The organism is Streptomyces sp. B93 (assembly GCF_018070565.1).
Taxonomy (GTDB): Bacteria; Actinomycetota; Actinomycetes; order Streptomycetales; family Streptomycetaceae; genus Streptomyces.
In genome coordinates this window covers 78844-102039 of record NZ_JAGPXL010000023.1, presented here as the reverse complement: position 1 = coordinate 102039, position 23196 = coordinate 78844, and the positions used below count along the sequence as shown (strand labels likewise).

Annotated in this window: 18 protein-coding genes; 9 read left to right on the top strand and 9 right to left on the bottom strand. The window is 70.4% G+C overall.

Translation table 11 applies throughout. From position 1 onward, the window contains the following. The first annotated feature begins 128 nt into the window (after positions 1 to 128). The 3 genes from KBY47_RS22195 (at position 129) to KBY47_RS22185 (ending at position 3278) form a co-directional block, all read left to right on the top strand. Positions 129 to 1430 carry an FtsK/SpoIIIE domain-containing protein gene (locus KBY47_RS22195; RefSeq protein WP_210923352.1) on the top strand — a complete coding sequence of 434 codons (1302 nt, stop codon included), beginning with the start codon at positions 129 to 131 and terminating at the stop codon, positions 1428 to 1430. Beyond that, positions 1427 to 1624 carry a hypothetical protein gene (locus tag KBY47_RS22190; protein ID WP_210923351.1) on the top strand — a complete coding sequence of 66 codons (198 nt, stop codon included), beginning with the start codon at positions 1427 to 1429 and terminating at the stop codon, positions 1622 to 1624. The genes KBY47_RS22195 and KBY47_RS22190 overlap by 4 nt, the downstream gene beginning before the upstream one ends. Positions 1625 to 1919: 295 nt before the next feature. Next, complete coding sequence (locus KBY47_RS22185) at positions 1920 to 3278, top strand: replication initiator (protein ID WP_210923373.1); 1359 nt, start codon at positions 1920 to 1922, stop codon at positions 3276 to 3278. Positions 3279 to 3416: 138 nt separating this feature from the next. On the opposite strand, the gene KBY47_RS22180 is transcribed toward KBY47_RS22185, so the two are convergent. After that, the gene (locus KBY47_RS22180) at positions 3417 to 4982 is read right to left on the bottom strand and encodes a recombinase family protein (RefSeq protein WP_308405231.1); all 1566 of its coding nucleotides are present in this window, start codon (positions 4980 to 4982) and stop codon (positions 3417 to 3419) included. Positions 4983 to 5058: 76 nt separating this feature from the next. On the opposite strand from KBY47_RS22180, the gene KBY47_RS37075 reads away from it, so the two are divergent. Next, on the top strand, positions 5059 to 5187 hold the full coding sequence (locus KBY47_RS37075) for a hypothetical protein (RefSeq protein WP_282108434.1): 129 nt from the start codon (positions 5059 to 5061) through the stop codon (positions 5185 to 5187). A gap of 103 nt (positions 5188 to 5290) precedes the next feature. Here the strand turns inward: KBY47_RS37075 and KBY47_RS22175 are convergent, their stop codons facing one another. From KBY47_RS22175 to KBY47_RS22165, 3 genes are all read right to left on the bottom strand, one after another. After that, positions 5291 to 6151 carry a hypothetical protein gene (locus KBY47_RS22175; RefSeq protein ID WP_247695040.1) on the bottom strand — a complete coding sequence of 287 codons (861 nt, stop codon included), beginning with the start codon at positions 6149 to 6151 and terminating at the stop codon, positions 5291 to 5293. A 203-nt stretch (positions 6152 to 6354) separates the two neighbouring features. Further along, positions 6355 to 7455, bottom strand: coding sequence for a metallophosphoesterase family protein (locus KBY47_RS22170; RefSeq protein WP_247695039.1), 1101 nt, complete (start codon positions 7453 to 7455; stop codon positions 6355 to 6357). 407 nt (positions 7456 to 7862) lie between these two features. Then, on the bottom strand, positions 7863 to 8978 hold the full coding sequence (locus tag KBY47_RS22165; RefSeq protein ID WP_210923347.1) for a LacI family DNA-binding transcriptional regulator: 1116 nt from the start codon (positions 8976 to 8978) through the stop codon (positions 7863 to 7865). 432 nt (positions 8979 to 9410) lie between these two features. Between KBY47_RS22165 and hisC the strand changes: the two genes are divergently transcribed. The 5 genes from hisC to KBY47_RS22140 all read left to right on the top strand — a co-directional run bounded on the left by hisC (position 9411) and on the right by KBY47_RS22140 (position 18049). Further along, the gene (gene hisC / locus KBY47_RS22160; RefSeq protein ID WP_210923346.1) at positions 9411 to 10490 is read left to right on the top strand and encodes a histidinol-phosphate transaminase; all 1080 of its coding nucleotides are present in this window, start codon (positions 9411 to 9413) and stop codon (positions 10488 to 10490) included. A gap of 319 nt (positions 10491 to 10809) precedes the next feature. Continuing rightward, on the top strand, positions 10810 to 12315 hold the full coding sequence (locus KBY47_RS22155; RefSeq protein WP_210923345.1) for a cytochrome ubiquinol oxidase subunit I: 1506 nt from the start codon (positions 10810 to 10812) through the stop codon (positions 12313 to 12315). A 20-nt stretch (positions 12316 to 12335) separates the two neighbouring features. Further along, the gene (gene cydB, locus KBY47_RS22150; RefSeq protein ID WP_210923344.1) at positions 12336 to 13364 is read left to right on the top strand and encodes a cytochrome d ubiquinol oxidase subunit II; all 1029 of its coding nucleotides are present in this window, start codon (positions 12336 to 12338) and stop codon (positions 13362 to 13364) included. 12 nt (positions 13365 to 13376) lie between these two features. Beyond that, positions 13377 to 16883: a thiol reductant ABC exporter subunit CydD gene (cydD, locus tag KBY47_RS22145; RefSeq protein WP_210923343.1), complete on the top strand. Its 3507-nt coding sequence runs from the start codon at positions 13377 to 13379 to the stop codon at positions 16881 to 16883. A gap of 113 nt (positions 16884 to 16996) precedes the next feature. After that, on the top strand, positions 16997 to 18049 hold the full coding sequence (locus KBY47_RS22140) for a M23 family metallopeptidase (RefSeq protein ID WP_210923342.1): 1053 nt from the start codon (positions 16997 to 16999) through the stop codon (positions 18047 to 18049). Positions 18050 to 18082: 33 nt separating this feature from the next. Here KBY47_RS22140 and KBY47_RS22135 read toward each other — a convergent pair whose 3' ends face one another. From KBY47_RS22135 to KBY47_RS22115, 5 genes are all read right to left on the bottom strand, one after another. Next, positions 18083 to 18970 carry a Cof-type HAD-IIB family hydrolase gene (locus KBY47_RS22135; protein ID WP_210923341.1) on the bottom strand — a complete coding sequence of 296 codons (888 nt, stop codon included), beginning with the start codon at positions 18968 to 18970 and terminating at the stop codon, positions 18083 to 18085. Between the two features lie 138 nt (positions 18971 to 19108). Continuing rightward, complete coding sequence (locus KBY47_RS22130; protein WP_210923339.1) at positions 19109 to 20011, bottom strand: LLM class flavin-dependent oxidoreductase; 903 nt, start codon at positions 20009 to 20011, stop codon at positions 19109 to 19111. Positions 20012 to 20065: 54 nt separating this feature from the next. Further along, the gene (locus tag KBY47_RS22125) at positions 20066 to 20527 is read right to left on the bottom strand and encodes a hypothetical protein (RefSeq protein ID WP_210923336.1); all 462 of its coding nucleotides are present in this window, start codon (positions 20525 to 20527) and stop codon (positions 20066 to 20068) included. A 20-nt stretch (positions 20528 to 20547) separates the two neighbouring features. After that, positions 20548 to 21096 (bottom strand): RNA 2'-phosphotransferase, encoded by a 549-nt coding sequence (locus KBY47_RS22120; protein ID WP_210923334.1) that lies wholly within the window; start codon positions 21094 to 21096, stop codon positions 20548 to 20550. Positions 21097 to 21280: 184 nt separating this feature from the next. Further along, positions 21281 to 23032 (bottom strand): SDR family oxidoreductase, encoded by a 1752-nt coding sequence (locus KBY47_RS22115; protein WP_210923332.1) that lies wholly within the window; start codon positions 23030 to 23032, stop codon positions 21281 to 21283. Positions 23033 to 23196: the final 164 nt, after the last annotated feature.

Here is a 23196-nt window from a genome sequence, read left to right as displayed (position 1 = left end):
GTCGTGAAGGTGACCGGGCTGACGGCGTTCGTCTGGTCGATGGGCGACCGCAGCGGCGTCAGCTTCCGCGCCGACACCATCACCCCCGCAACCGGACCGGCAGCGCACGGCAAGGGCAGTGACGCGTAATGGGCCCGATGCTGCTCGCCTTCGCCCTGGCAGTGCTGGCCTGGATGCTGGTGCTCGGTGACCTGGTACGCCGCCACCGTCCGGCCTGGCACTGGTACCTCACCGGATACCCGCTGACCGCGTGCCGGGTCGTGTTCACCTGGCGCAAGGTCGCCCTCCTCAACGACCTCGCCGTGTCCCGGCGCCCGCCCCGCGGGCTGCTCGGGGACCTGATGGTCAAGGGCGACCCGCTGCGGCCAGTGGCCCCCAGGGCCTCCTTCCCCCGCGCCACCCGCATGGGCCTGACCGTGACCGTGCGGCTGCACGCAGGCCAGACCCCGGCCACCTACATGGCGGCGGCCGATGCACTCATGCACGCCTGGAAAGTGCACGCGGTACGGGTCACCTCGCCCGAACGCGGGCTCGTCCTGCTCACCGCGACAGCAACCGACCCCTTACAGCGGCCCGGCCTGGCCACCGCCCCCACCGCCCTCCTGTCCGCCCTCATCGGCGCACTGGAGAGCGGCGGGGCGTGGGTGATGAACCTGCGCCTGGTCCCGCACTGGCTCATCGCCGGGGCCACCCGCTCGGGCAAGTCCACCCTGCTGGCCCGGCTCATCACCCAGCTCGCCCCGCAACCGGTCGCTTTGGTCGGCATCGACTGCAAGGGCGGCATGGAACTCGGCCTGTTCGCCGGACGGCTGTCCTCGCTGGCCACCTGCCGACGCGAAGCGGTCGCGATCCTGTCCGCCCTCGTCGTCGACATGCAGGACCGGATGAGCGCCTGCCGGACGGCCGGAGTCCGCTCCATCTGGGAACTGCCCGACACCCTGCGGCCGGTGCCGGTCGTCGTCATCGTCGACGAGATCGCGGAACTGTACCTGTCCGACGGCACCCGCGAGAGCAAGGCGGAAGCCGACCAGTGCTCCACCCTCCTGCTGCGCCTGGCGCAGCTCGGGGCCGCGCTCGGCGTGCATCTGGTCGTCGCCGGACAGCGGGTCGGCTCCGACCTCGGGCCCGGCGCCACCGCCCTGCGCGCCCAGCTCGGCGGCCGGATCTGCCACCGCGTCAACGACCCCGGCACCGCCGAAATGACCCTCGGTGACCTCAACAAGGACGCCGTGGCCGTCGCCCAAGCCATCACCGCTGAAGAACGGGGTGTAGCCGTGTGCACCGGGCCGGACGGCGGCTGGAGCCGCGCCCGCTCCCACCTCACACCGACTGAGGAAGCCGTAGCAACGGCACGCAAGCACGCGGCAATGACTCCGGACCTGCCCGCCCTCGGCCGTGCGCTGGCCGCGCTGGAAGGAGACGACAAGTGATCAGCGAAGGAACGGCGTTCACGTTCGCGGTGATCTTCGGGATCATCACCGTCCTCCTCGTCCGCTCCCGCGATGTCCGCGCCTGGGAAGCGGTCTGCGTCGGCCTCTTCGGCGTCTACCTCGGCCAGACCCCCGTGATCCACACCATCCACGGGCTCGTCACCTGGACCATCACCGGCTTCTCCCACACCTGAGCAGAAAGGACACACGGCCATGCCCATGCCGCGCGTGCGCTGCCCCCACTGCAAAGGCGACGGAGCCCGCAAGACCTGGACCGGACGCCTGCGGCGCTGCCGCGTCTGCCGGGGCACCGGAACCATCCGCTGAACCCCACCACCCCCACCCACACAAGGGAGCGATCGCCATGACCGACACCGCGCCACCACTCATCCACCGTGCCGCTTCGGCGGCCCACCCTGGAAGGTCACCACCATCACCCCGGAGGCCACCCCGGCTGACAGGCGCGCCCTCCTCGACCGCGCGGCGCGCCTGCGTCAGCTCCCCGAAACCGACCGCGACGCCATCCGCCTCGCCCAAGACCCCCAGTTCCCGCGCTGGCTGGAACAGGTCACCGCCACCGGCGGCTGCGCCCACCCCATCCACCTGTCCGGCTCGACCACCACTCTGGATGCGGCAACCGGCGAGATCCTCCACCACTACGACACCCGCACCGAACCCGGCGAACGCCTCCTCGTCCGCTGCCGCAACCGCCGCGCCACCATCTGCCCGGCCTGCTCACGCCTCCACGCCGGGGACACCTACCACCTCATCCGCGCGGGCCTCCTCGGAGGGAAGAACGTCCCCGCCACGGTCCGCCACCGCCCCCGGCTCTTCGTCACCCTGACCGCACCCTCCTTCGGGCCCGTCCACCGCACCGGGGAACCGTGCCGCCCGCGCCGCGACGGCGGCCAGTGCGAACACGGTCGTCCCCTCGGCTGCGGAGCCATCCACGCGCCGGATGATGCGACCGTCGGACAGCCTCTGTGCGCCGACTGCTACGACTACACCGGCCACGTCCTTTGGCACGCACACGCCTCCAAGCTGTGGGACCGCTTCGCCATCGACGTACGACGACGCCTGGCCTCCTCAGTCGGCCTCGTACAGTCCCACTTCCGCACACACGCCCGGCTGTCCTTCGCCCGCGTCGCCGAATACCAAAAGCGCGCAGCCGTCCACGTGCACGCCATCATCCGCCTCGACGGACCAGACGGACCCGCCACCGAATCCCCCACCTGGGCCACGACTGACCACCTCACCGACGCCGTAAGCACGGCTGCCGGGCGAGTCCTGGTCCGCAGCCCCTACAGTCCAGCGGTCGGTGAACTCACCCTCGCCTGGGGCGCCCAGCTCGACATCCGGCCTCTGCACGCCGACGGCGACGGACCGGATGACGACGCTGTAGCCGCGTACGTCGCCAAGTACGTCACCAAAGGGGCCAGCGATACCGGCTCAGGTACCGATCAACCACTCACCACCTGGCACGACATCGACACCGCCCCCGTCAACACCCACGTCCGCACCCTCATACGAACCTGCTGGCGCCTCGGCGGCCTCCCCGAATACGCACACCTCCGCCTCCGCGCCTGGGCCCACACCCTCGGCTACCGCGGCCACATCCTCACCAAATCCCGCGCCTACTCCACCACCTACGCCGCACTACGTGCCGAACGCGCCCAACACCTCGGCCACACAGACACCCCCGACACGATCACCGAACGGCAGTGGCGCTACGTCGGCTCCGGCCACACCCCCGGCGCAGCACTCATCGCCGCTGGCATCACCGAAGATCTCGCCCGGAATCGTGAGGCCGCGCGGGAAGCTCTCTCGACCGGTGGTGATGTGTCCTGAGCACTCCCACGAGGAAGACAGAGGGCACACAGTCCGAAGACGCCTCGCTACGTGCGTGGATCGACCGCCACGTACGTGAATCTCCCCCACTCTCCGACGATCAGCTCCGGAGCCTGGGGGAGATCCTGGGTCTTCAGCTCATTCGGAAGTCCCCCACACGGGCTTGAGTAGGTCGGGGTCGAACGCCTTGTTGCCCTTGCCGCCCGGCACGGCGATCACTGTGCTCAATACCTTCTTGATCGCCTCGCGCTTCTGCGTGAGCGTCTTCGATTCCCATGACTTCCGGATGTCTTCCTGTGCCTCCTCGGCTTCCGCCTTCAGCGCTTCATGTGCTCGCTGATCGGCGCGCAGCTCCTTGATGCGCCGTTCGAGGACAGGGAGATTACGGAAGAACGCGTGATCGTCGATGTCCGTGTCTGTGTCATCGTGCCAACGTCGTTCGAGTTCACGCCGACTCTTCAGGGCTCGCTCCAACGCATCGGCCTTGTCCCAGTCCGGTACTTCCTGGGCCTTGGTCGCGGCTTCGCGCTCCAGTTTCGCGATCACCAGTTCCTCGATGGCCGCGTCTGTCTTGTCACCGCGCTTGTACGTCTTGTTGCAGCCGCCATCCACGGTCTTCTTGCACATGTAGGCGTGCTGGTACTTCAGCCAGTCGTTCGCTTTGAGCCCGATCATCTTGTTGTTGCAGACCGTGCCGTCCTCGAACACGTGGCCACAGCGCAGGATGCCGGTCAGCAGGTACTTGTGGACAAGACCGCCGCGCGGCGTCCCCGTCCCGCCACCCCGCTCCCTGATCTTGGCCGTAACGGCGAACCACTCCTTCGGAGTGATGATTGGGTCCCACTCGCCAGTGATCGGCTGGTCATCGCCATCCCGGACAAGCTCACCCTTGATCTCGCGGTACCCACACAGCCTCGCGTTCATCAGGACCTGCTTGACCGTCTGGTACTGGAAAGCATTCCCACGGCTCGTCAGGAACTCGGCTTCCTTCCACCGCCGGGTGATCTCCGAGATAGAGGCCCCCGCGATCACGTCGTGCACGGCCCCCCGGATTGCGTCGGCCTCCTTCGTCCGCAACGTGAGCTTGTCGTCCTCCCAACCGAAGGGACGCCACGCCGACACGGACTGCCCGCGAATCGCGCGGCTGCGGTGGCTGTTACGGCTCCTGCGCTGCTTCTTCCTCGTCTCGCTGAGGGACATGGCGACCCCCACAAGTCCCTTGATCTCGAACCCCTCGGCGTAGAGATCCTGCATGCCGTTCGAGTCGTGGTAGACGCGCCCCTCATGTGAGGTGAACGCCTTCAGATACCGCTCCCAGTCACTCGGGCGTCGGTACAGCCGGTCGTCGTTCACCGCCATGACGCCGTGAATCGGGTACCCCTCCGGCGTCGCTCCGGCCGAAAGATCGGCAATCAGCTGCTCGAAGTCGTCTCGTACGACGCTCTCCTTGCTCGCGCTCTTGTCGTTGTCCGTGTAGCGGTAGACGACCAGCCACCCGAACCTGCGGGCGGCATCCGTCATGTCGCGGTGCTGGTCCTCGATGCCGTGGGCGTCCTTCACTCGGCCGTCGAACGAGATCCGGGCGTAGCAGACGACGCACTTCAAGTTGGGATCGGCGGCCAGCATGCCGCGAACTTCCTCGACGGACGGCAGTCCCTCGGGCACGCCTCGCAGCTTGCTGACCAGCTCATCGCGCTTGCCCACGGTGTTCCCCCTCGGTCCAAGTCGGGCTGCTGGTACGACCGTAGCGCGTGTGGGGGTTCTAGTAATGCTTTACTCGATGAAGATCTCCCAGGACATCCGTCGTGAGCACGGTGGTACTCGGGTGGAGATCGAGGAGGGCATGGCCGAGAAGTCGCGGGAGTTCGCGGCGGCCGGGAACCGGGTGTATCTGCCGATCGCGGACTGACGGTGTGGTGCCGTGCTCTCCACGGGGTTCGGTGGGGGAGGCACGGCCGTCGGCCGGGTGCACGGTGGCTTGCGCTCCCCTGGGTGGGGGCGCAAGCCGTGGATCACTCGGGTTTGTGGTCCGGGCCGCCGAAGTCCGGGCTGCTGTAGTCCGGGCTGCTGAAGCTGGGGCGGGAGCCCCTGCCGTCGCCGGGGCTGCTGAATCCCGGCCGGTCGTAGCCCAGGTGGGGCATGCGTCCGGCCGGGGCGGACGGGGTCGTACGGTGCACGGCCGGGTCCTGCTCGGTGAGGGCCTCCCGCAGGAACGGGATGATGCCGCGCTCCAGCAGGGCCTGGCGCCAGGCTTCCCTGGCTCGGCCGACCTCCTCGTTCAGCTCCGCGTACGGCCCCACCTCGAGGGCGGGCCGGTTGCGCAGGGCGGTGATGAGGAGCCCGACGGCGGCGACCAGGATCGCGACCGCGGTCACGGCGCCGAACACCCATCCGGTGGTGATCATGGACTGGGCGATCTCCACTCCGGGGTCGAGCATCTTCAGGATGTAGCCGACGAGCAGGAATATCGCCGCGGCGGTTCCGGCGAGGACGGGTGCCAGGACCGCGACGACGGCGACGGCGCCCGCTCCCGCGGTCTCGGCGACCTCGCCCATGGTGGCGGCGAGCCCCATCGCGCCGTGTCCCTGCTCCGCGGAGTCGGGTTCACGCACGGACGACGAGGCGGACGGCGCCGGTTGACGCAGTTCCTCACGGACTTTCACATAGTGCTGGTACTCGGTGGCCGCGGCCGCCGTGATGAGTGCGGAGGCGCCCAGCGCCATGGTGCGCAGTTGTTCCGGGTTGAGCCGTTGGCCGACAGTGGCCAGTTCCGGGCGGTGTGGTGCGGAGCGCAGCGCCTCATCGAGGATCCGCTCGTAGTCCTGGCGGTCCTCACTGAGCAGGTGCTGCGGAACGCTGTTCATCTTCTGCATCCCCCGATGCTCCGTAGGGCTTGGGGCTCGCACGCTGACGAGCCGTCGGGCAGAAACGGAGGGGAGCCTGCTACGGATAAGCCGATGGTAGAGCGGTGACGGCGCGCGGTGACAGGGGGTTTGCAGAAATTGGGCCCTGGCCCTGCCCCGCCCTGCGCGGTCGCGGTGATCCTCCGTGGGAGGAGCGCCTGCCCGATGAACGCTCAGTTAGTCAGGGGAAGTTGCTGGACCAGCAGTTTTCCGGCCATGGTCACTCCACCGTCCATGGCGATGGCCAAGCCGTCGGCGTAGACGTGCGGTCCCTCGACCACGGGGCCGCTGTCGTCGTCGCCGTCCTCGGAGCCGACTTCGCCCAGCAGATAGGGGATGGGGCTGTGGCCGTGAACGATGCGGGTGCCGCCGTACGTATCGAGCAGGGAGCGCACGGCGTCCGCGCCGCCCTCGTCGCGGAAGGAGAACCGCTTGGTGAACTTGCGGAAGAGGTCCCAGACCTCGTCCGCGTCATTGCGGGTGAGGGTCTCGCGGACGGTGTCGTTGACCTCCTCGATGGAGCGGCCGTAGTCGAGATAGGCGGTGGTGTCGGAGTGGACGAGCAGATGGCCCTCGACCTCCTCGATCGCGTCGAGGCGGGCCATCCACTGCAGATGGTGGTCCTGGAGGCGGTCCATGTCGGTCTTCTGCCCGCCGTTGAGCAGCCAGGCCGCCTGGAAGGTGGCGGTGCCGGCGCCGGAGTTGACGGGGGTGTCGCCGAACCGCTTGGCGCCGATCAGCAGCAGCTCGTGGTTGCCCATCAGCGCCTTGCAGTAGCCGCCCGCCGCCGCGGCCTCCGCGGACAGCCGCATCACGAGGTCGATGACGCCGATGCCGTCCGGGCCGCGGTCGGTGAAGTCGCCCAGGAACCACAGCCGGGCGGTGCCCGCGCACCACTGCCCGGCGGCGTCGATCAGGCCCTTCTCCCGCAGTGCGGCCAGCAGCTCGTCGAGGTAGCCGTGCACATCGCCGACGACATAGAGCGGGCCCGGGCCGGTGCCGGGCTGGGCGGCCGGTGCGGGCGCGGGGTCGACGGTCACCTGAAGCGTGTCACCACGGTTGATGACGGGGAGGTCGCGCTGTGTGGGCGTGTACTCGTCCGGGTAGCCCACCGGCTCGGTGACCGGACCGGTCGCGCTCTCGCCGGGGTGGCCGTCCTGGGGGTACGGGCCGCTCTGGTGGACGTACGCGGGCACCCGGAAGTCACGCAGTGTCGCCGTCCGCTCCACCTCGGGTCCCTGACCGGCCCCCTGAGTCATCGACCCCTCCACCATCGCGCCGCCGCTGCACCGCTTTCGGACTGCCTGGTCGCAGCGGCCCGCGGTGTCGTGGGCCCATCATAGGAATGCGGATCGTGCCATGTGATGACCCAGGGGTGGTGAATCCAGGCAGGACTCCAGTTCATCGCGGCTTTCGCCCCGATTGGCCGGGACTTCGTCCCGCCGGGTGGCCGCCGACGTGCCACTCGGAGGAGGGAGAGGCGTCAGCGACCGGAGTGACACGGGGTGCGGACGCCTTCGGCGCGGCGCCGCGCACACCCACCGCACCCCGCACACCCCACACCGCGATCGTCTCCGGTCCGGCGTGGCGCGTCGCGCCAAGCCGGAACCCAGGGCCCACACCATCGGCTGCCCGGCTGCGACCCGCTCGACGGGCTCCACCGGATGCCGCCGGCCCTCGCCTACTCCCCCTCCTCGGACGACCGCGGTGGGCTGACCGTCGTACGCGACGGGCGCCGCTGGGACGACGTACGCACGATCATCTCGGTCGGTATGACCTGCTCCACCGGCTGCTCCGACTCGACCCCCTCGATCGCGTCGATGAGCAGCTGCACCACGGCCGTGCCGATGCGGCGCGGTTTCAGGGAGAGGGTGGTGATGGGCGGTTCGGTGTTGGCGTAGACGGTGGACTCGCTGCAACAGACCAGAAGCAGGTCGTCCGGTACCCGTAGCCCGTAGCGACGGGCGGCGGCGAGCAGATCGGTGCCGTTCGGGTCGAACAGGCCGTAGACGGCGTCGGGGCGGTCCGGGCGGGCGAGCAGCCGGTCGGCGGCGACGGCGCCCGCGCAGGGGTCGTGGGCGGGATAGGCCTCGTAGACGGGGTCCTGGCCGACGCGTTCGCACCAGCGCAGATAGGCGGTGGTCGACAGGTGGGTGTAGGTGTCGGTGCTCGTGCCGGTCAGCAGGCCGATGCGCCGGGCGCCCGCGGCGGCCAGATGGTCGAGGATGCCCAGTACGGCGGCCTCGTGGTCGTTGTCGACCCAGGCGGTGACCGGGAGCGCTCCGGCCGGGCGGCCGTCGGAGACGACCGGTAAACCCTGCCGGACCAGTTCGCTGACGACCGGATCCTGGTCGGAGGGGTCGATGACGACCGTGCCGTCCAGGGCGACGTTGGACCACACGTCGTGGCGGGAGGTCGCCGGGAGGATGACGAGTGCGTAGCCGCGGGCGAGGGCGGCGGAGGTGGCCGCGCGGGCCATCTCGGCGAAGTACGCGAACTCGGTGAAGGTGAAAGGTTCATCCCCGTAGGTCGTCACGGTCAGGCCGATCAGACCGGACTTGCCGGTTCGGAGTGTGCGGGCTGCGGCTGAGGGGCGGTAGCCCAGCCGGTCGGCGACCTCACGGACATGGCGGCGGGTGGCGTCCGGGAGCCGGCCCTTGCCGTTGAGGGCGTCGGAGACGGTCGTGATGGAGACTCCGGCGGCGGCGGCGACGTCTCTGATGCCCGCCCGGCCCGGCCGGCTGCCTCGACGTGAGGTTTCCGCGCGGCTCACCTGGTGCTTCCCTGCTGCTGTCATGGCGAGCCGATAGTAGGGCTCATGAGGTGGGGTAGTGCGGACGCATATGCACCCGTTGACAGGCACGTTTCTGCATGGTCAAAGCGGGTCAACCCCCTTGGAAAGTGAGGGAGTTCGGCCGCTTCACAACAGGAGGTGACTTGTCGGCGCGCACCCGCCTGCCAAGCAGTCGATGTTTCGAAGAGGTCTCAACTCACCTTCACGAGGGATGCGCGCCACGGCGTGAGCCACCGGCGCATAGATATATGTAGGGCGCGCCCCCCGGTTCGTACGCCTTCATGCACGTTCATACGGTCCTCACCCCCGCGGGGCCTTGTGCGGTGGACGAGGTGGGTTCCCACCTGTACGCAGGGGCGCCGAATCCTCATAAGGTGAGGAGTATTGGAGGCCGGCGGTGGTGAGGCGCCGCCGGTGGTTGCGAGGAGGACTGCGGTGAGCGAGACGAGCCCCAAGCTGCGCGCCGAGCTGGAGGGGATCCCCACCTACAAGCCCGGCAGGCCCGCCGCCGCGGGTGGCACGGTGGCCTACAAGCTGTCCTCCAACGAGAACCCGTATCCGCCGCTCCCCGGCGTGATGGAGACCGTGACCGCGGCGGCCGCCTCCTTCAACCGCTACCCGGACATGTTCTGTACGGCGCTGATGAACGAGCTGGCCGACCGGTTCGGCGTCCCCGTCACCCACCTGGCCACCGGCACCGGCTCGGTCGGCGTGGCGCAGCAGCTGATCCAGGCGACCTCCGGCCCCGGCGACGAGGTCATCTACGCCTGGCGGTCCTTCGAGGCGTACCCGATCATCACGCAGATCAGTGGTGCCAGGTCGGTGCGGGTGCCGCTGACACCGGGCGATGTGCACGACCTGGACGCGATGGCGGACGCCATTACCGACCGCACCCGGCTGATTTTCGTCTGCAACCCGAACAACCCGACCGGCACGGTCGTACGGCGGGCCGAGCTGGAGCGCTTCCTGGACCGGGTGCCCGGCGATGTGCTGGTGGTGCTGGACGAGGCCTACCGTGAGTTCATCCGCGACCCCGAGGTGCCGGACGGTGTCGAGCTGTACCGCGAGCGGCCCAACGTCTGTGTGCTGCGGACCTTCTCCAAGGCCTACGGCCTCGCCGGGCTGCGGGTCGGCTTCGCGATCGCCCATGAGCCGGTGGCGGCCGCGCTGCGCAAGACGGCGGTGCCGTTCGGGGTGACCGCGCTGGCGCAGGAGGCGGCGATCGCCTCGCTGCGGGCCGAGGACGAGCTGCTCGGCCGGGTCGGCTCACTCGTGTGCGAACGCAAGCGTGTGATCGAGGGGCTGCGCGCGCAGGGCTGGACGGTGCCCGAGACCCAGGCGAACTTCGTCTGGCTGCGGCTGGGGGAGCGCACGGTGGCGTTCGCCGCGGCCTGCGATCAGGCGGGCGTGGTCGTGCGGCCGTTCCCGGGTGAGGGTGTGCGGGTGACGATCGGGGAGACCGAGGGCAACGACATCTTCCTGAAGGTCGCGGAGGCGTTCCGCAAGGAGCAGTGAAGGACCAGTAGCGGCAGGCCCGCGGACCGTGGGGCTCCGGTTGTGAGGCTTCTCACGGCCGGGGCCTTTTCGCGTCCTCAGCCGGGCTCCGCGGAGGCCCAGCAAGCCCTTTGGCGCCAGGGGCCGTCCGGTCCCCGCTCGCTGGGGACCGTCGGGTCGCCTTGGGTACCCCCCGGCTCTCGGACGTCGAACTTGTATGCGTCATAATTGCTTGTGAATGTGAACGCGTTCACAAGCGTGTCCCGGTTGCTCCGTCGATGTACGTGACAAAAGGGGCAAGTCGCCGCGTTGTCCACGGCGAGGTAAGGAGACTGACGACGTGGAATTGGCATTGGCGCCGGAGACACTGGCGCGTTGGCAGTTCGGCATCACCACCGTCTACCACTTCCTGTTCGTTCCACTGACGATCTCCCTCGCCGCCCTCACGGCCGGCCTGGAGACCGCCTGGGTCCGCACGGGCAAGGAGAAGTACCTCCAGGCGACCAAGTTCTGGGGAAAGCTCTTCCTGATCAATATCGCGATGGGCGTCGTCACCGGCATCGTGCAGGAGTTCCAGTTCGGCATGAACTGGTCCGACTACTCGCGCTTCGTCGGTGATGTCTTCGGTGCCCCGCTCGCCTTCGAGGCGCTGCTCGCCTTCTTCTTCGAGTCGACCTTCATCGGTCTGTGGATCTTCGGCTGGGACAAGCTGCCCAAGAAGATCCACGTCGCCTGTATGTGGATGGTCTCCATAGGCACGTTGCTGTCGGCGTACTTCATCCTGGCCGCGAACTCCTGGATGCAGCACCCCGTCGGCTACCGGATCAACGAGGAGAGGGGCCGCGCCGAACTCACCGACTTCTGGCTGGTCCTGACCCAGAACACCACCATCGCCCAGGTCTGGCACACCTTCTCGGCGGCGTTCCTGACCGGTGGTGCCTTCATGGTGGGCATCGCCGCGTTCCACCTGATGCGCAAGAAGCACATACCGGTGATGCGCACCTCGCTCCGCCTCGGCCTGGTCACCCTGACCCTCGGCGGTCTGCTCACCGCGCTCAGCGGCGACCACCTGGGCAAGATCATGTACGAGCAGCAGCCGATGAAGATGGCCGCCGCCGAGGCGCTCTGGGACGGCGAGGGCCCGGCGCCCTTCTCCGTCTTCGCCTACGGCGATGTCGACGAGGGCCACAACAAGGTCGCCCTGGAGATCCCCGGACTGCTGTCCTTCCTGGCGCACAACGACTTCGACACCTATGTGCCCGGCATCAATGACACCAACGAGGCCCTTCAGGAGCAGTTCGGCCCCGGCGACTACAAGCCCATCGTCCCCGTCGCCTACTGGGGCTTCCGCTGGATGATCGGCTTCGGAATGGCGTCCCTGACCCTCGGCATGCTCGGGCTGTGGCTCACCCGGAAGAAGTTCCTGCTCCCGGCCGCCTTCCGGACCGGGGACGACGAGGTACCGCATCTGGTGCTGCTGCGCAAGCCGCTCGGGTCCCGGCTCACCCGTCTGTACTGGCTGCTGGCCCTGTGGACCATGGCCTTCCCGCTGATCGCCAACTCCTGGGGCTGGATCTTCACCGAGATGGGCCGTCAGCCCTGGGTCGTCTACGGCCTGTTCCAGACCCGCGACGCGGTCTCCCCCGGTGTCTCCCAGGGCGAGGTCCTCACCTCGATGATCGTCTTCACCGCCCTCTACGCCATCCTCGCCGTGATCGAGGTCAAGCTGCTGGCGAAGTACGTCAAGGCCGGGCCGCCCCAGCTCACCGAGGCCGACCTCAACCCGCCCACGAAGATCGGCGGCGATGCCCGTGACGCCGACAAGCCGATGGCCTTCTCGTACTAGGCCGAGGGAGCTGCACAGTCATGGAACTGCATGACGTCTGGTTCGTCCTGATCGCCGTCCTGTGGATCGGCTACTTCTTCCTGGAGGGTTTCGACTTCGGGGTCGGCGTCCTCACCCGGCTGCTGGCCCGTGACCGAGCGGAGAAGCGGGTGCTGATCAACACGATCGGCCCCGTCTGGGACGGCAACGAGGTCTGGCTGCTCACCGCCGGTGGCGCCACCTTCGCGGCCTTCCCCGAGTGGTACGCCACGCTCTTCTCCGGCTTCTACCTCCCGCTGCTGATCATCCTGGTGTGTCTGATCGTCCGGGGTGTCGCCTTCGAGTACCGGCACAAGCGGTCGGAGGAGCAGTGGCAGCGCAACTGGGAGACCGCGATCTTCTGGACCTCGCTGATCCCCGCGTTCCTGTGGGGCGTCGCCTTCGGCAACATCGTGCGCGGCGTGAAGATCGACCAGGATCTGGAGTACGTGGGCACCTTCTTCGACCTGCTCAACCCGTACGCCCTGCTCGGCGGACTGGTGACGCTGTCGCTGTTCACCTTCCACGGGACCGTGTTCGTCGGTCTGAAGACCATCGGGGACATCCGGGAACGGGCACGGAGGCTGGCGCTTCAGGTCGGCACCGTGACCGCCGCGCTGGCGCTCGTCTTCCTGGTCTGGACGCAGGCGGACAAGGGTGACGCGGCCTCGCTGGCGGCGCTGGTGGTCGCCGTGGTGTCGCTGGTCGCGGCGCTGGCGGCGACCGGGGCCGGACGTGAGGGATGGGCGTTCACGCTCTCGGGGCTGACCATCGTGGCCGCCGTCGCGATGCTCTTCCTCACGCTCTTCCCGAACGTGATGCCGTCCTCGCTGAACGCGGACTGGAGCCTCACCGTCACCAACGCCTCGTCGAGCCCCTACACCCTGAAGATCATGACCTGGTGCGCGGGCATCGCCACTCCGGTGGTCCTGCTCTACCAGTCGTGGACCTACTGGGTGTTCCGCAAGCGGATCGGTACTCAGCACATCGCATCCGAGACACAGCCCTCCCCCTCCGAAGTCGCCCACTGAGGTGTGTTTCACGTGAAACCAATCGATCCGCGTCTGCTGCGCCACGCCCGTGCCACCCGGCTCTTCCTGATGGCCGTGGTCGGTCTCGGCACCGTGGGAGCGGTGCTGGTCATCGCTCAGGCGATGCTCATCGCCGAGACGGTGGTGGGAGCCTTCCAGCACGGGATGTCGGCCGCCGACCTCCGCACTCCCCTGCTGCTCCTGGCCGCGGTCGCCTGTGGCCGGGCGCTGGTGGCCTGGCTCACCGAACTCGCCGCCCACCGGGCGAGCGCGTCGGTCAAGTCGGAGCTGCGTGGACGGCTGCTGGAGCGGGCCGTGCGGCTGGGCCCCGGCTGGCTGAGCGGGCAGCGGACCGGATCGTTGGTGGCCCTCGCCACCCGGGGGGTCGACGCCCTCGACGACTACTTCTCGCGCTATCTGCCGCAGTTGGGGCTCGCGGTGGTGGTGCCGGTGGCGGTGCTGGCGCGGATCGTCACCGAGGACTGGGTCTCCGCCGCCATCATCGTCGTCACCCTGCCGCTGATCCCCGTCTTCATGATGCTGATCGGCTGGGCCACCCAGTCCCGTACGGACCGTCAGTGGCGGCTGCTGTCCCGGCTGTCCGGGCACTTCCTGGACGTGGTCGCCGGGCTGCCGACCCTGAAGGTGTTCGGGCGGGCGAAGGCCCAGGCCGAGTCGATCAAGCGGATCACCGGCGAGTACCGGCAGGCGACGATGCGGACCCTGCGGATCGCCTTCCTGTCGTCGCTCGCCCTGGAACTGCTCGCCACCATCTCGGTCGCGCTGGTCGCGGTCACCATCGGCATGCGGCTCGTCCATGGCGAGATGGACCTCTACACCGGTCTGGTCGTGCTGATCCTGGCACCCGAGGCCTATCTGCCGCTGCGGCAGGTGGGCGCGCAGTACCACGCCGCCGCGGAGGGGCTGTCGGCCGCCGAGGAGATCTTCGAGGTGCTGGAGACGCCGGTGCCGGAGTCGGGCGGGCGGCCGGTGCCGACCGGGGAGGTCGCCTTCGAGGAGGTGTCGGTCCGCTACCCGGGCCGGTCCTCCGACGCGGTCTGCGGGGCGTCCTTCACCGTGGCGCCCGGCGAGACGGTGGCGCTGGTCGGCCCCAGCGGCGTGGGCAAGTCGACCCTGCTGAACGTGCTCCTCGGCTTCGTTCCGACGACCGGCGGACGCGTGCGTGTCGGCGGAGTCGACCTCGCCGACCTCGATCTGGAGCAGTGGCGGTCCCGGATCGCCTGGGTGCCACAGCGCCCGCATCTGTACGCCGGGACGATCGCCGAGAACGTACGGCTGGCCCGGCCCGACGCCGGTGACGAGGCCGTACGGCGGGCCCTCGCGGACGCCGGGGCGCTGGAGTTCGTGGACGCGCTGCCGCAGGGCGTCGCAACCCCGCTCGGGGAGGACGGCACCGGGCTGTCCGCCGGGCAGCGGCAGCGGCTGGCGCTGGCGCGGGCGTTCCTCGCGGACCGGCCCGTGCTGCTGCTCGACGAGCCGACGGCCGCGCTTGATGGGGCGACCGAGGCCGAGGTCGTCGCGGCGGTACGGCGGCTCGCCGCTGGGCGGACGGTCCTGCTGGTGGTGCACCGGCCCGCGCTGCTGGAGGTCGCGGACCGGGTGGTGCGCCTGACGGAAACCCCCGCGCCGACGCCCACCGAGTGGGAGACCGCCCGCCGGACCCGTCGCGTCGAGGCACGGCCGACCGGCACTCTTGAGGCCTCCACGGATCGGGAACCCGTTGCCCCGCCGCCCGCCCGCGATGTGCTCACCCGCGTGCGCGCCATGTCTCGTGCCCGGCACGGGCGGCTCGGCCTCGCGCTGCTGCTCGGCAGCCTGGCACTCGGCAGCGCCGTCGGCCTGATGGCCACCTCCGGCTATCTGATCTCACGGGCCTCGCAGCAGCCGCCCGTGCTGTACCTGATGATGGCCGTGACGGCGACCCGCGCCTTCGGTATCGGGCGGGCCGTGTTCCGGTACGCGGAGCGGCTGGTGTCCCACGACGCGGTGCTGCGGATGCTCGCCGACACCCGTGTCGCGGTGTACCGGCGGCTGGAGCGGCTGGCGCCCGCCGGACTGCGCCGGACCCGCCGCGGCGATCTGCTCTCGCGGCTCGTCGCTGATGTGGACGCGCTCCAGGACTACTGGCTGCGGTGGCTGCTGCCCGCCGGTGCCGCGGCGCTGGTCTCGGCCGTCTCCGTGGGGTTCACGGCGTGGCTGCTGCCCGAGGCCGGTGCGGTGCTGGCGGTGGGGCTGCTGGCGGCCGGGGCGGGGGTGCCGCTCCTCACCGGCGTCGTTGCGCGACGCGCCGAACGCCGTCTGGCGCCCGCGCGGGGAGTGCTGTCGACGCGGGTGACCGACCTGCTCACCGGCACCGCCGAGCTGACCGTCGCCGGGGCGCTGCCCGCCCGTACCGCCGAGGTGCGGCAGGCCGACGGCAGGCTGACCCGGATCACCTCGCGCACCGCGACGGCGACCGCGCTCGGCGCCGGGCTCACCGCACTGGTCTGCGGTCTGACCGTCGCCGCCGCGGCCCTGGTCGGCGCGCAGGCGGTCGCCGGCGGGCGGCTGAGCGGCGTGGCGATGGCCGTCGTGGTCCTCACCCCGCTGGCCGCCTTCGAGGCCGTCCTCGGGATGCCGCTCGCGGCGCAGTTCCGGCAGCGGATGCGCAAGAGCGCCGAGCGGGTGTACGAGGTGCTGGACGCGCCGGAGCCGGTACGGGAGCCGGAGCGGCCCCGACAGGCGCCCGCCTCGCCCTTCCCGCTCGTGGTGAAGGAGCTGACGGCCCGTCATGCCGGGCAGGACCGGGACGCGCTGGCCGGGGCCGGGCTGCGGCTGGAGGAGGGGCGCCGGGTGGCGGTGGTCGGGCCGTCCGGGTCCGGCAAGACGACGCTGGCGCAGGTGCTGCTGCGGTTCCTCGACGCCCGGGCGGGCTCGTACACGCTCGGCGGCGTGGACGCCTACGCCCTCGACGGCGACGACGTACGGCGGCTGGTGGGGCTGTGCGCGCAGGACGCGCACCTCTTCGACAGCTCGGTGCGGGAGAACCTGCTGCTGGCGAAGAAGGACGCCAGCGAGGCGGAGCTGCGGGACGCGCTCGGCCGGGCGCGGCTGCTGGACTGGGTGGACGGGCTGCCCGACGGACTGGACACGCTCGTCGGAGAGCACGGGGCGCGGCTGTCCGGGGGCCAGCGGCAGCGGCTGGCGCTGGCCCGGGCGCTGCTCGCCGACTTCCCCGTCCTCGTCCTCGACGAGCCCGCGGAACACCTCGACCTGCCCACCGCGGACGCGCTCACGGCGGATCTGCTGGCCGCCACCGAGGGCCGTACGACGCTGCTCATCACCCACCGGCTGGCCGGTCTCGACGCCGTCGACGAGGTGATCGTCCTGGACGAGGGCCGGGTGGTGCAGCGCGGCACGTACGCGGAGCTGGCCGCGACGGACGGACCGCTGTGGGAGATGGCGGCGCGGGAGGCCGAGTCGGAGCTGTTGGTCGGCGCGGGCCCCCTGCCCGCCTGAGCGCGGGGCTGGGGGCCGTGCGGTCCTACGACTGACCCATCCGGGCCGTGCGGTCCCCCAGGCGTACGACTTGAACAGGACCCGGCGCACCCGTTGGGGCCACGATCGCTGACATGCGCTCACGTCGCCGCCATCCGCTGCTCGTTCCGGTGCTGCTGTGCGCTCTCGTGGTGTTCGTGGCGCGGCCGTCCAGCGCCTCGGACGGCGGGGACGGCATCGCAGGTTCCCGGATCAGCGCCGAGGTCGCGCGGCTGTACGAGGACGCGGCGGTGGCGACGGAGCAGTACGAGGCGGGGCGGCGCGAGGCCGAGGCGCAGCGGGAGCGGGCCCGGCATCTGGAAGGGCTGCTGGACCGGCAGCGGCAGGACATCTCGGTGCTGCACGAGGACCTGGGGCGGATCGCGCGCGCCCAGTACCGCACCGGCGGTGGGCTGCCGGTCGCGGCGCGGATGCTGCTGGCGGACAGCCCGGAGGAGCTGATGCGCGGTCAGCACGCGGTGTGGCAGGCCGATCTCGCCGTCAACAACGCGATCAGCAAGAGCCGCCGTGCCGAGGCCAGGCTCTCCGCCGACGAGGCGAGGGCGAGGGCACAGTGGGAGCGGCTGGACCGGCGGAACGCCGAACTGGCCGCCATGAAGGACACCCTCCAGCGGAAGCTTGAGGAGGCCAGGGAACGGTTGCAGGGACAGGCCGATGTCTCGGCCGCCGCGGGCTCCTGCCGGGGCGCGGTCCGGCTCGACCAGCCGGAGAGCGGCCTCCAGGACGGGTGGGTGGCGCCGGTGGAGACGTACGAGATGTCGGCAGGCTTCGGCAGCGGTGGCACGCGGTGGGCGAACCGGCACACCGGGCAGGACTTCGCGGTACCGATCGGCACGCCGGTACGGGCGGTCGGCGACGGCAGGGTGGTGAAGGTGGCCTGCGGGGGAGCCTTCGGGATGCAGATCGTGGTCCAGCATCCCGGCGGCTACTACACGCAGTACGCCCATCTCGCGTCCGCCGCCGTCGACCAGGGGGAGCGGGTGCGCACCGGGCAGTGGATCGGCCAGTCGGGCTCGACCGGCAACTCCACCGGCCCGCATCTGCACTTCGAGGTGCGGGTCACTCCGGAACTGGGATCGGCGGTCGACCCGGTGCCGTGGCTGGCCACGCGGGGCGTGCACCTGTGAGACGGCGGGCCCCCGGCACGAGGGCCGCCGCGCCTACACCCGTTCCGCCAGCATCCGCTCGATCACCACGGCCACGCCGTCGTCGTTGTTGGCGACCGTACGGCCCGACGCCGCCGCGATCACATCCGGGTGGGCGTTGCCCATGGCGTACGACTGACCGGCCCAGGTGAGCATCTCGACGTCGTTGGGCATGTCGCCGAAGGCGACGACCTCCTCGTGGGAGATGCCGCGCTCGGCGCAGCACAGGGCGAGGGTGCTGGCCTTGGAGACGCCGGGGCCGCTGATCTCCAGCAGGGCGCTGGGGCTGGAGCGGGTGACGTTGGCGCGGTCGCCGATGGCGAGCCGGGCGAGGGTGAGGAAGCCGTCGGGGTCCAGCTCGTGGTGGAAGGCGAGGATCTTGAGGACGGGCTCGTCGGCATGGGCGGCGTCCGGTGCCAGCAGCCGCTCGGCCGGTTCCAGGGTGTCCGGGACCTCCAGGTGCATCTTGGGGTAGTCGGGCTCCTGGTGGAAGCCGTAGGTCTGCTCGACCGCGAACATCGTGCCCGGGGCCGCCTCGCGCAGCAGTCGCACGCTGTCCAGCGCGTTCTCCCGGGCCAGCTCGCGGACCTTCACGAACCGGTGGGCGCCGGGGCCGCCGTGCAGGTCGACCACGGCGGCGCCGTTGCCGCAGATGGCGAGGCCGTGGCCGTGGACGTGGTCGCTGACGACGTCCATCCAGCGGGCCGGGCGGCCGGTGACGAAGAAGACTTCGATGCCCGCTTCCTCGGCGGCGGCCAGCGCGGCGATCGTCCGTGGGGAGACGGACTTGTCGTCGCGCAGGAGGGTGCCGTCGAGATCGGTCGCGATCAGCCGCGGCGGTGTGGCGGGGGCCTGGGTGTCGGGCTGTCGGGTCGCTGAGGTCACCCCGCCATTGTCCCGCATATGCCTGCACGACCGTGCGGGAGTCCGCACATGTGAGTGGATGTGGCCTTGTGAGGCCCGAAAGGGCCGCTCGGTCCAGCCGCCCGGTCCGTCGGTCCAGCCGCCCGGTCCATCGGTCCAGCCCATCGGGCCAGCCGCTCAGTCCAGCTGTGCGAGGGCCTCGGTCGCGATCTTCTCGAAGACCTTCTCGTCGGCGGCGAAGTCGGAGTCGGGGATCGGCCAGTGGAGCACCAGCTCGGTGAAGCCCAGCTCGCGGTGGCGTCCGGCGAAGTCCACGAACGCGTCGAGGGACTCGAGCGGACGCCCGCGGTCCGGGGTGAAGCCGGTGAGCAGGATTTTCTCCACTGCGGACACATCACGGCCGATGGCGGCGCAGGCGTCGGCCAGCTTCTCGGCCTGCCCACGCAGGGCCTGCACCGACTGCTCGGGGGTGCCGTTCTCGTAAAGCCGGGGATCGCCCGTGGTCACCCACGCCTGCCCGTACCCGGCGGCGAGCGCCAGCCCGCGCGGGCCGGTGGCGGCGACCGCGAAGGGCAGCCTGGGCCGCTGCACACAGCCGGGGATGTTCCGCGCCTCGTGCGCCGAGTAGTAGTCGCCCTCGTACGACACCGAGTCCTCGGTCAGCAGCCGGTCGAGCAGCGGCACGAACTCGGCGAACCGGTCGGCCCGCTCGCGCGGCGTCCACGGCTCCTGCCCCATCGCGGTGGCGTCGAAGCCGGTGCCGCCCGCGCCGATGCCCAGGGTGATCCGGCCGCCCGAGACATCGTCCAGGGTGATCAGATCCTTGGCGAGGGTCACCGGGTGCCGGAAGTTCGGCGAGGTCACCAGCGTGCCCAGACGCAGCCGCTCGGTGAGGGCCGCGGCGGCGGTCAGCGTCGGTACGGCACCGAACCAGGGGCCGTCCCGGAAGGTCCGCCAGGACAGATGGTCGTAGGTGTAGGCGGTGTGGAAGCCGAGTTGCTCGGCCCGTGTCCAGGCCTGACGGCCGCCCTCGTGCCAGCGGCGGTACGGGAGGATCACGGTGCTCAGTCGCAGACTCATGGCACCGAGCCTATGTGGCCAGCGGTGTTTCACGTGAAACACCCGGCGAGGCGGTCATCGGACGCGGCTGCTGAGCCACGGGCTCAGGGTGATCATCGGCATGTACTCCTTGTGCGTGCGGTCGCCGGGCAACGGCACGATCAGGAAGTACCCGGGCGGGAAGCGCCGCGCCCTGACATGGGCGAGGCCGTCGAACACGGAGCGGAGGAAGGCCGGGACGTCGTCGCGCGGGATGTCGGGGCACTCGACGCCCTCCACGGTGATCAGCGCGTCGTCGTCGGGGTAGAGCCGCACGCTCAGCCGGGGCAGGCCGCCGAACTCGACGAACGCCTCGTGCGGCAGCGAACCGTCCGGGTCGGTGATGACGCCGATGCCCGCGGCGCTGCGGCGGGAGGTCTGGTCGGCGCCGATGTCATGCGTGACGTCGATCTCACGGCCGTACTCCTCGGCGATGGCGCGCAGGGCGTTGACGGCGGCCTCGGTGCTGGGCAGGTGCTGGTCCATACCTCTGATCATGGACCGCGGGAGCGGCGCTGTCAGTGTCCCTCGGGAAAGCGCAGGTACTGCGGCGGTACGGCCTCGGTCAGCCAGACGCCGTTCGCGCTGACCCGGAACTCATGGCCGTCGCGGTGCATGGCCCCGGCGTCCACCGGCAGCACGACCGGGCGCCCGCGCCGGGCGCCCACACGGGTGGCGGTCTCCCGGTCGGCGGAGAGGTGCACGTCGTGCCGGTTCATGGGTCGCAGTCCCTCGGCGCGGATGGCGTCCAGAAGACGGGCCACGGTGCCGTGGTAGAGGTACGGCGGCGGGGTCGCCGCGGGCAGCCCGAGGTTGACCTCGATGCTGTGCCCCTGACTGGCCCGGATACGGGTGCCGTCGACCGCGAAGCGCTTCTTGTCGTTGTGGGCGACCACATGGTCCAGCTCCTCCCGGGTGAACCGGAAACCGTGCGCCCTGGCCGCAGCCATCAGCGTGTCGATCTCGACCCAGCCACCCTCGTCGAGGGTGAGGCCGATCCGCTCGGGCTGGTGACGGAGGTGTTTGGAGAGGTACTTGGACACCTTGACGGTGCGTCTTTCGTCCATGGCCTCAGAGATTTCATCCCTGGCCCCAGAGCTTTCATCCATGGCCCCAGGGTGCCGGGAGAGACCTGGATCACGCATATTCTTTTGTGGAAGAGGTTTGATCCACAAGCAACGGTAGTTATCCACAGGGGATTTGGCGATCCTGTGGACAACATGGCCCCGTCAGGCCCTCCAACTCCCCGTCTCACACGGGCGGTTCCAGCCGGGCGATCGCGCGCAACGCCCCCGGCGCGAACCGGGACAGCGCCCGAAGCCCGCGCGCCTCCGCCGTCACCGGCACGACCGCCTCGTTGCGGACCACGGCACGCAGCACGGCGTCGGCGACCTTCTCCGGCGGGTAGTTGCGCAGGCCGTACAGCCGGGCGGTGCGCTTCTGGCGGCGCTGCTCCTCGTCGGCGTCGACGCCGGCGAAGCGGGCCGTGGAGGTGATGTTGGTGTTGACGAACCCGGGACAGACGGCCGTCACCCCGATGCCCCGCCCCGCCAGCTCGGCCCGCAGACACTCGCTCAGCATCAGCACGGCGGCCTTGGAGGTGCTGTAGGCGGGCAGCGCCCTGGACGGCTGGTACGCCGCCGCAGAAGCCGTGTTGACGATGTGACCGCCCTGGCCGCGCTCGGCCATCTGCCGCCCGAAGAGACGGCAGCCGTGGATGACCCCCCACAGGTTGACGTCCAGCACCCGGCGCCAGTCCTCCGGCGTGGTGTCCAGGAACGAGCCCGCCAGTCCGATCCCGGCGTTGTTGACGAGGACGTCGACCACGCCGTACTCGGTGGCGACCTTGTCGGCGAGCTTCTCCATGGCCTGTTCGTCGGAGACGTCCACGGTCTCGGCCCAGGCGGCCGGGGCGCCGAGCAGCCGGGCCATCTCGGCGGTGCGGGCGGCGCTCTCGGCGTCCCGGTCGACGGCGACCACGCGCGCACCGGCCCCCGCGAAGGCGTACGCCGTCGCCCTGCCGATACCGCTGCCCGCGCCGGTGACCAGCACCAGCTGCCCGCCGAACCGCTCGGCGTACCGCCCGGTCACCTTCGGCGCGGGTCGCCCGGCCTCGGCGCCGGTCACGAACTCGGCGATCCAGGCGGCCAGCTGATCGGGGCGGCTGCGCGGCACCCAGTGCTTGGCGGGCAGGGTCCTTCGGGTCAGCCTCGGGGCCCACCGCTCCAGGTCGTCGTAGAGGCGCTTGGACAGGAACACGTCGTCCAGGGGTGTGATGAGCTGCACGGGCACGTGCGCGTACGCGTCGTCGCGCGGGCGGCGCAGCCGGGGCCGTACGTTGTCCCGGTAGAGCCAGGCGCCGTGGGCCGCGTCCATGGGCAGCGACGCGGTCGGGTATCCGGCCCCGGGCACCCGCTCGGCGCGTTCCAGGAGCCTCGGCCACGCCTTGCCGAGCGGGCCGCGCCAGGCCAGTTCGGGCAGGGCGGGCGTGTGCAGGAGGTAGACGTACCAGGACTTGGCGCCCTGGCCGAGGAGCTGGCCGACCCGGCGCGGGGTGGGGCGCCGCACGCGCCGCTTGATCCAGTGGCCGAAGTGGTCGAGCGACGGCCCCGACATGGAGGTGAAGGAGGCCACCCGGCCCTCGGTGCGGCGGACGGTGGCGAACTCCCAGCCCTGCACCGAACCCCAGTCGTGTCCCACCAGGTGCACCGGCCGGTCCGGGCTCACCGCGTCGGCGACGGCCAGGAAGTCGTCCGTCAGCTTCTCCAGGGTGAACCCGCCGCGCAGCGGCTGCGGTGCCGAGGAGCGGCCGTGGCCGCGTACGTCGTAGAGCACCACGTGGAAGCGGTCCGCGAGGTGGTGGGCCACCTGCGACCAGACCTCCTTGCTGTCGGGATAGCCGTGCACCAGGACGACGGTCGGCCGCCCGGGGTCGCCCAGTTCGGCCACGCACAACTCCACGCCCCCGGTCCGCACCCAGCGTTCCCGCGCGCCCTTGAGCACCCTGGACCTCCTCCACCGCCCGACCGCGGTACGTGCCAGTAACGTGACGTCCGCGAATCTTCCAGTTGTTAGAGAAAGCGTCAATAGGCCACTCCCCCCCCCGGGCCTCCGTAGCTCTCAGGCAGGGCGCCCCCTACGGGCCCGTAATACTCGAGAGTGACCGG

Excerpts from the sequence above, each read along its gene's own strand:
- KBY47_RS22130 (WP_210923339.1), bottom strand. The coding sequence starts at position 20,011 with ATGAGTCTGCGACTGAGCACCGTGATCCTCCCGTACCGCCGCTGGCAC.
- KBY47_RS22135 (WP_210923341.1), bottom strand. The coding sequence starts at position 18,970 with ATGCGGGACAATGGCGGGGTGACCTCAGCGACCCGACAGCCCGACACC.
- KBY47_RS22140 (WP_210923342.1), top strand. The coding sequence starts at position 16,997 with ATGCGCTCACGTCGCCGCCATCCGCTGCTCGTTCCGGTGCTGCTGTGC.
- KBY47_RS22120 (WP_210923334.1), bottom strand. The coding sequence starts at position 21,096 with ATGGACGAAAGACGCACCGTCAAGGTGTCCAAGTACCTCTCCAAACAC.
- KBY47_RS22165 (WP_210923347.1), bottom strand. The coding sequence starts at position 8,978 with ATGACAGCAGCAGGGAAGCACCAGGTGAGCCGCGCGGAAACCTCACGT.
- cydB (WP_210923344.1), top strand. The coding sequence starts at position 12,336 with ATGGAACTGCATGACGTCTGGTTCGTCCTGATCGCCGTCCTGTGGATC.
- KBY47_RS37075 (WP_282108434.1), top strand. The coding sequence starts at position 5,059 with ATGAAGATCTCCCAGGACATCCGTCGTGAGCACGGTGGTACTCGGGTG.
- KBY47_RS22170 (WP_247695039.1), bottom strand. The coding sequence starts at position 7,455 with ATGGTGGAGGGGTCGATGACTCAGGGGGCCGGTCAGGGACCCGAGGTG.
- KBY47_RS22125 (WP_210923336.1), bottom strand. The coding sequence starts at position 20,527 with ATGATCAGAGGTATGGACCAGCACCTGCCCAGCACCGAGGCCGCCGTC.
- KBY47_RS22195 (WP_210923352.1), top strand. The coding sequence starts at position 129 with ATGGGCCCGATGCTGCTCGCCTTCGCCCTGGCAGTGCTGGCCTGGATG.
- KBY47_RS22175 (WP_247695040.1), bottom strand. The coding sequence starts at position 6,151 with ATGCAGAAGATGAACAGCGTTCCGCAGCACCTGCTCAGTGAGGACCGC.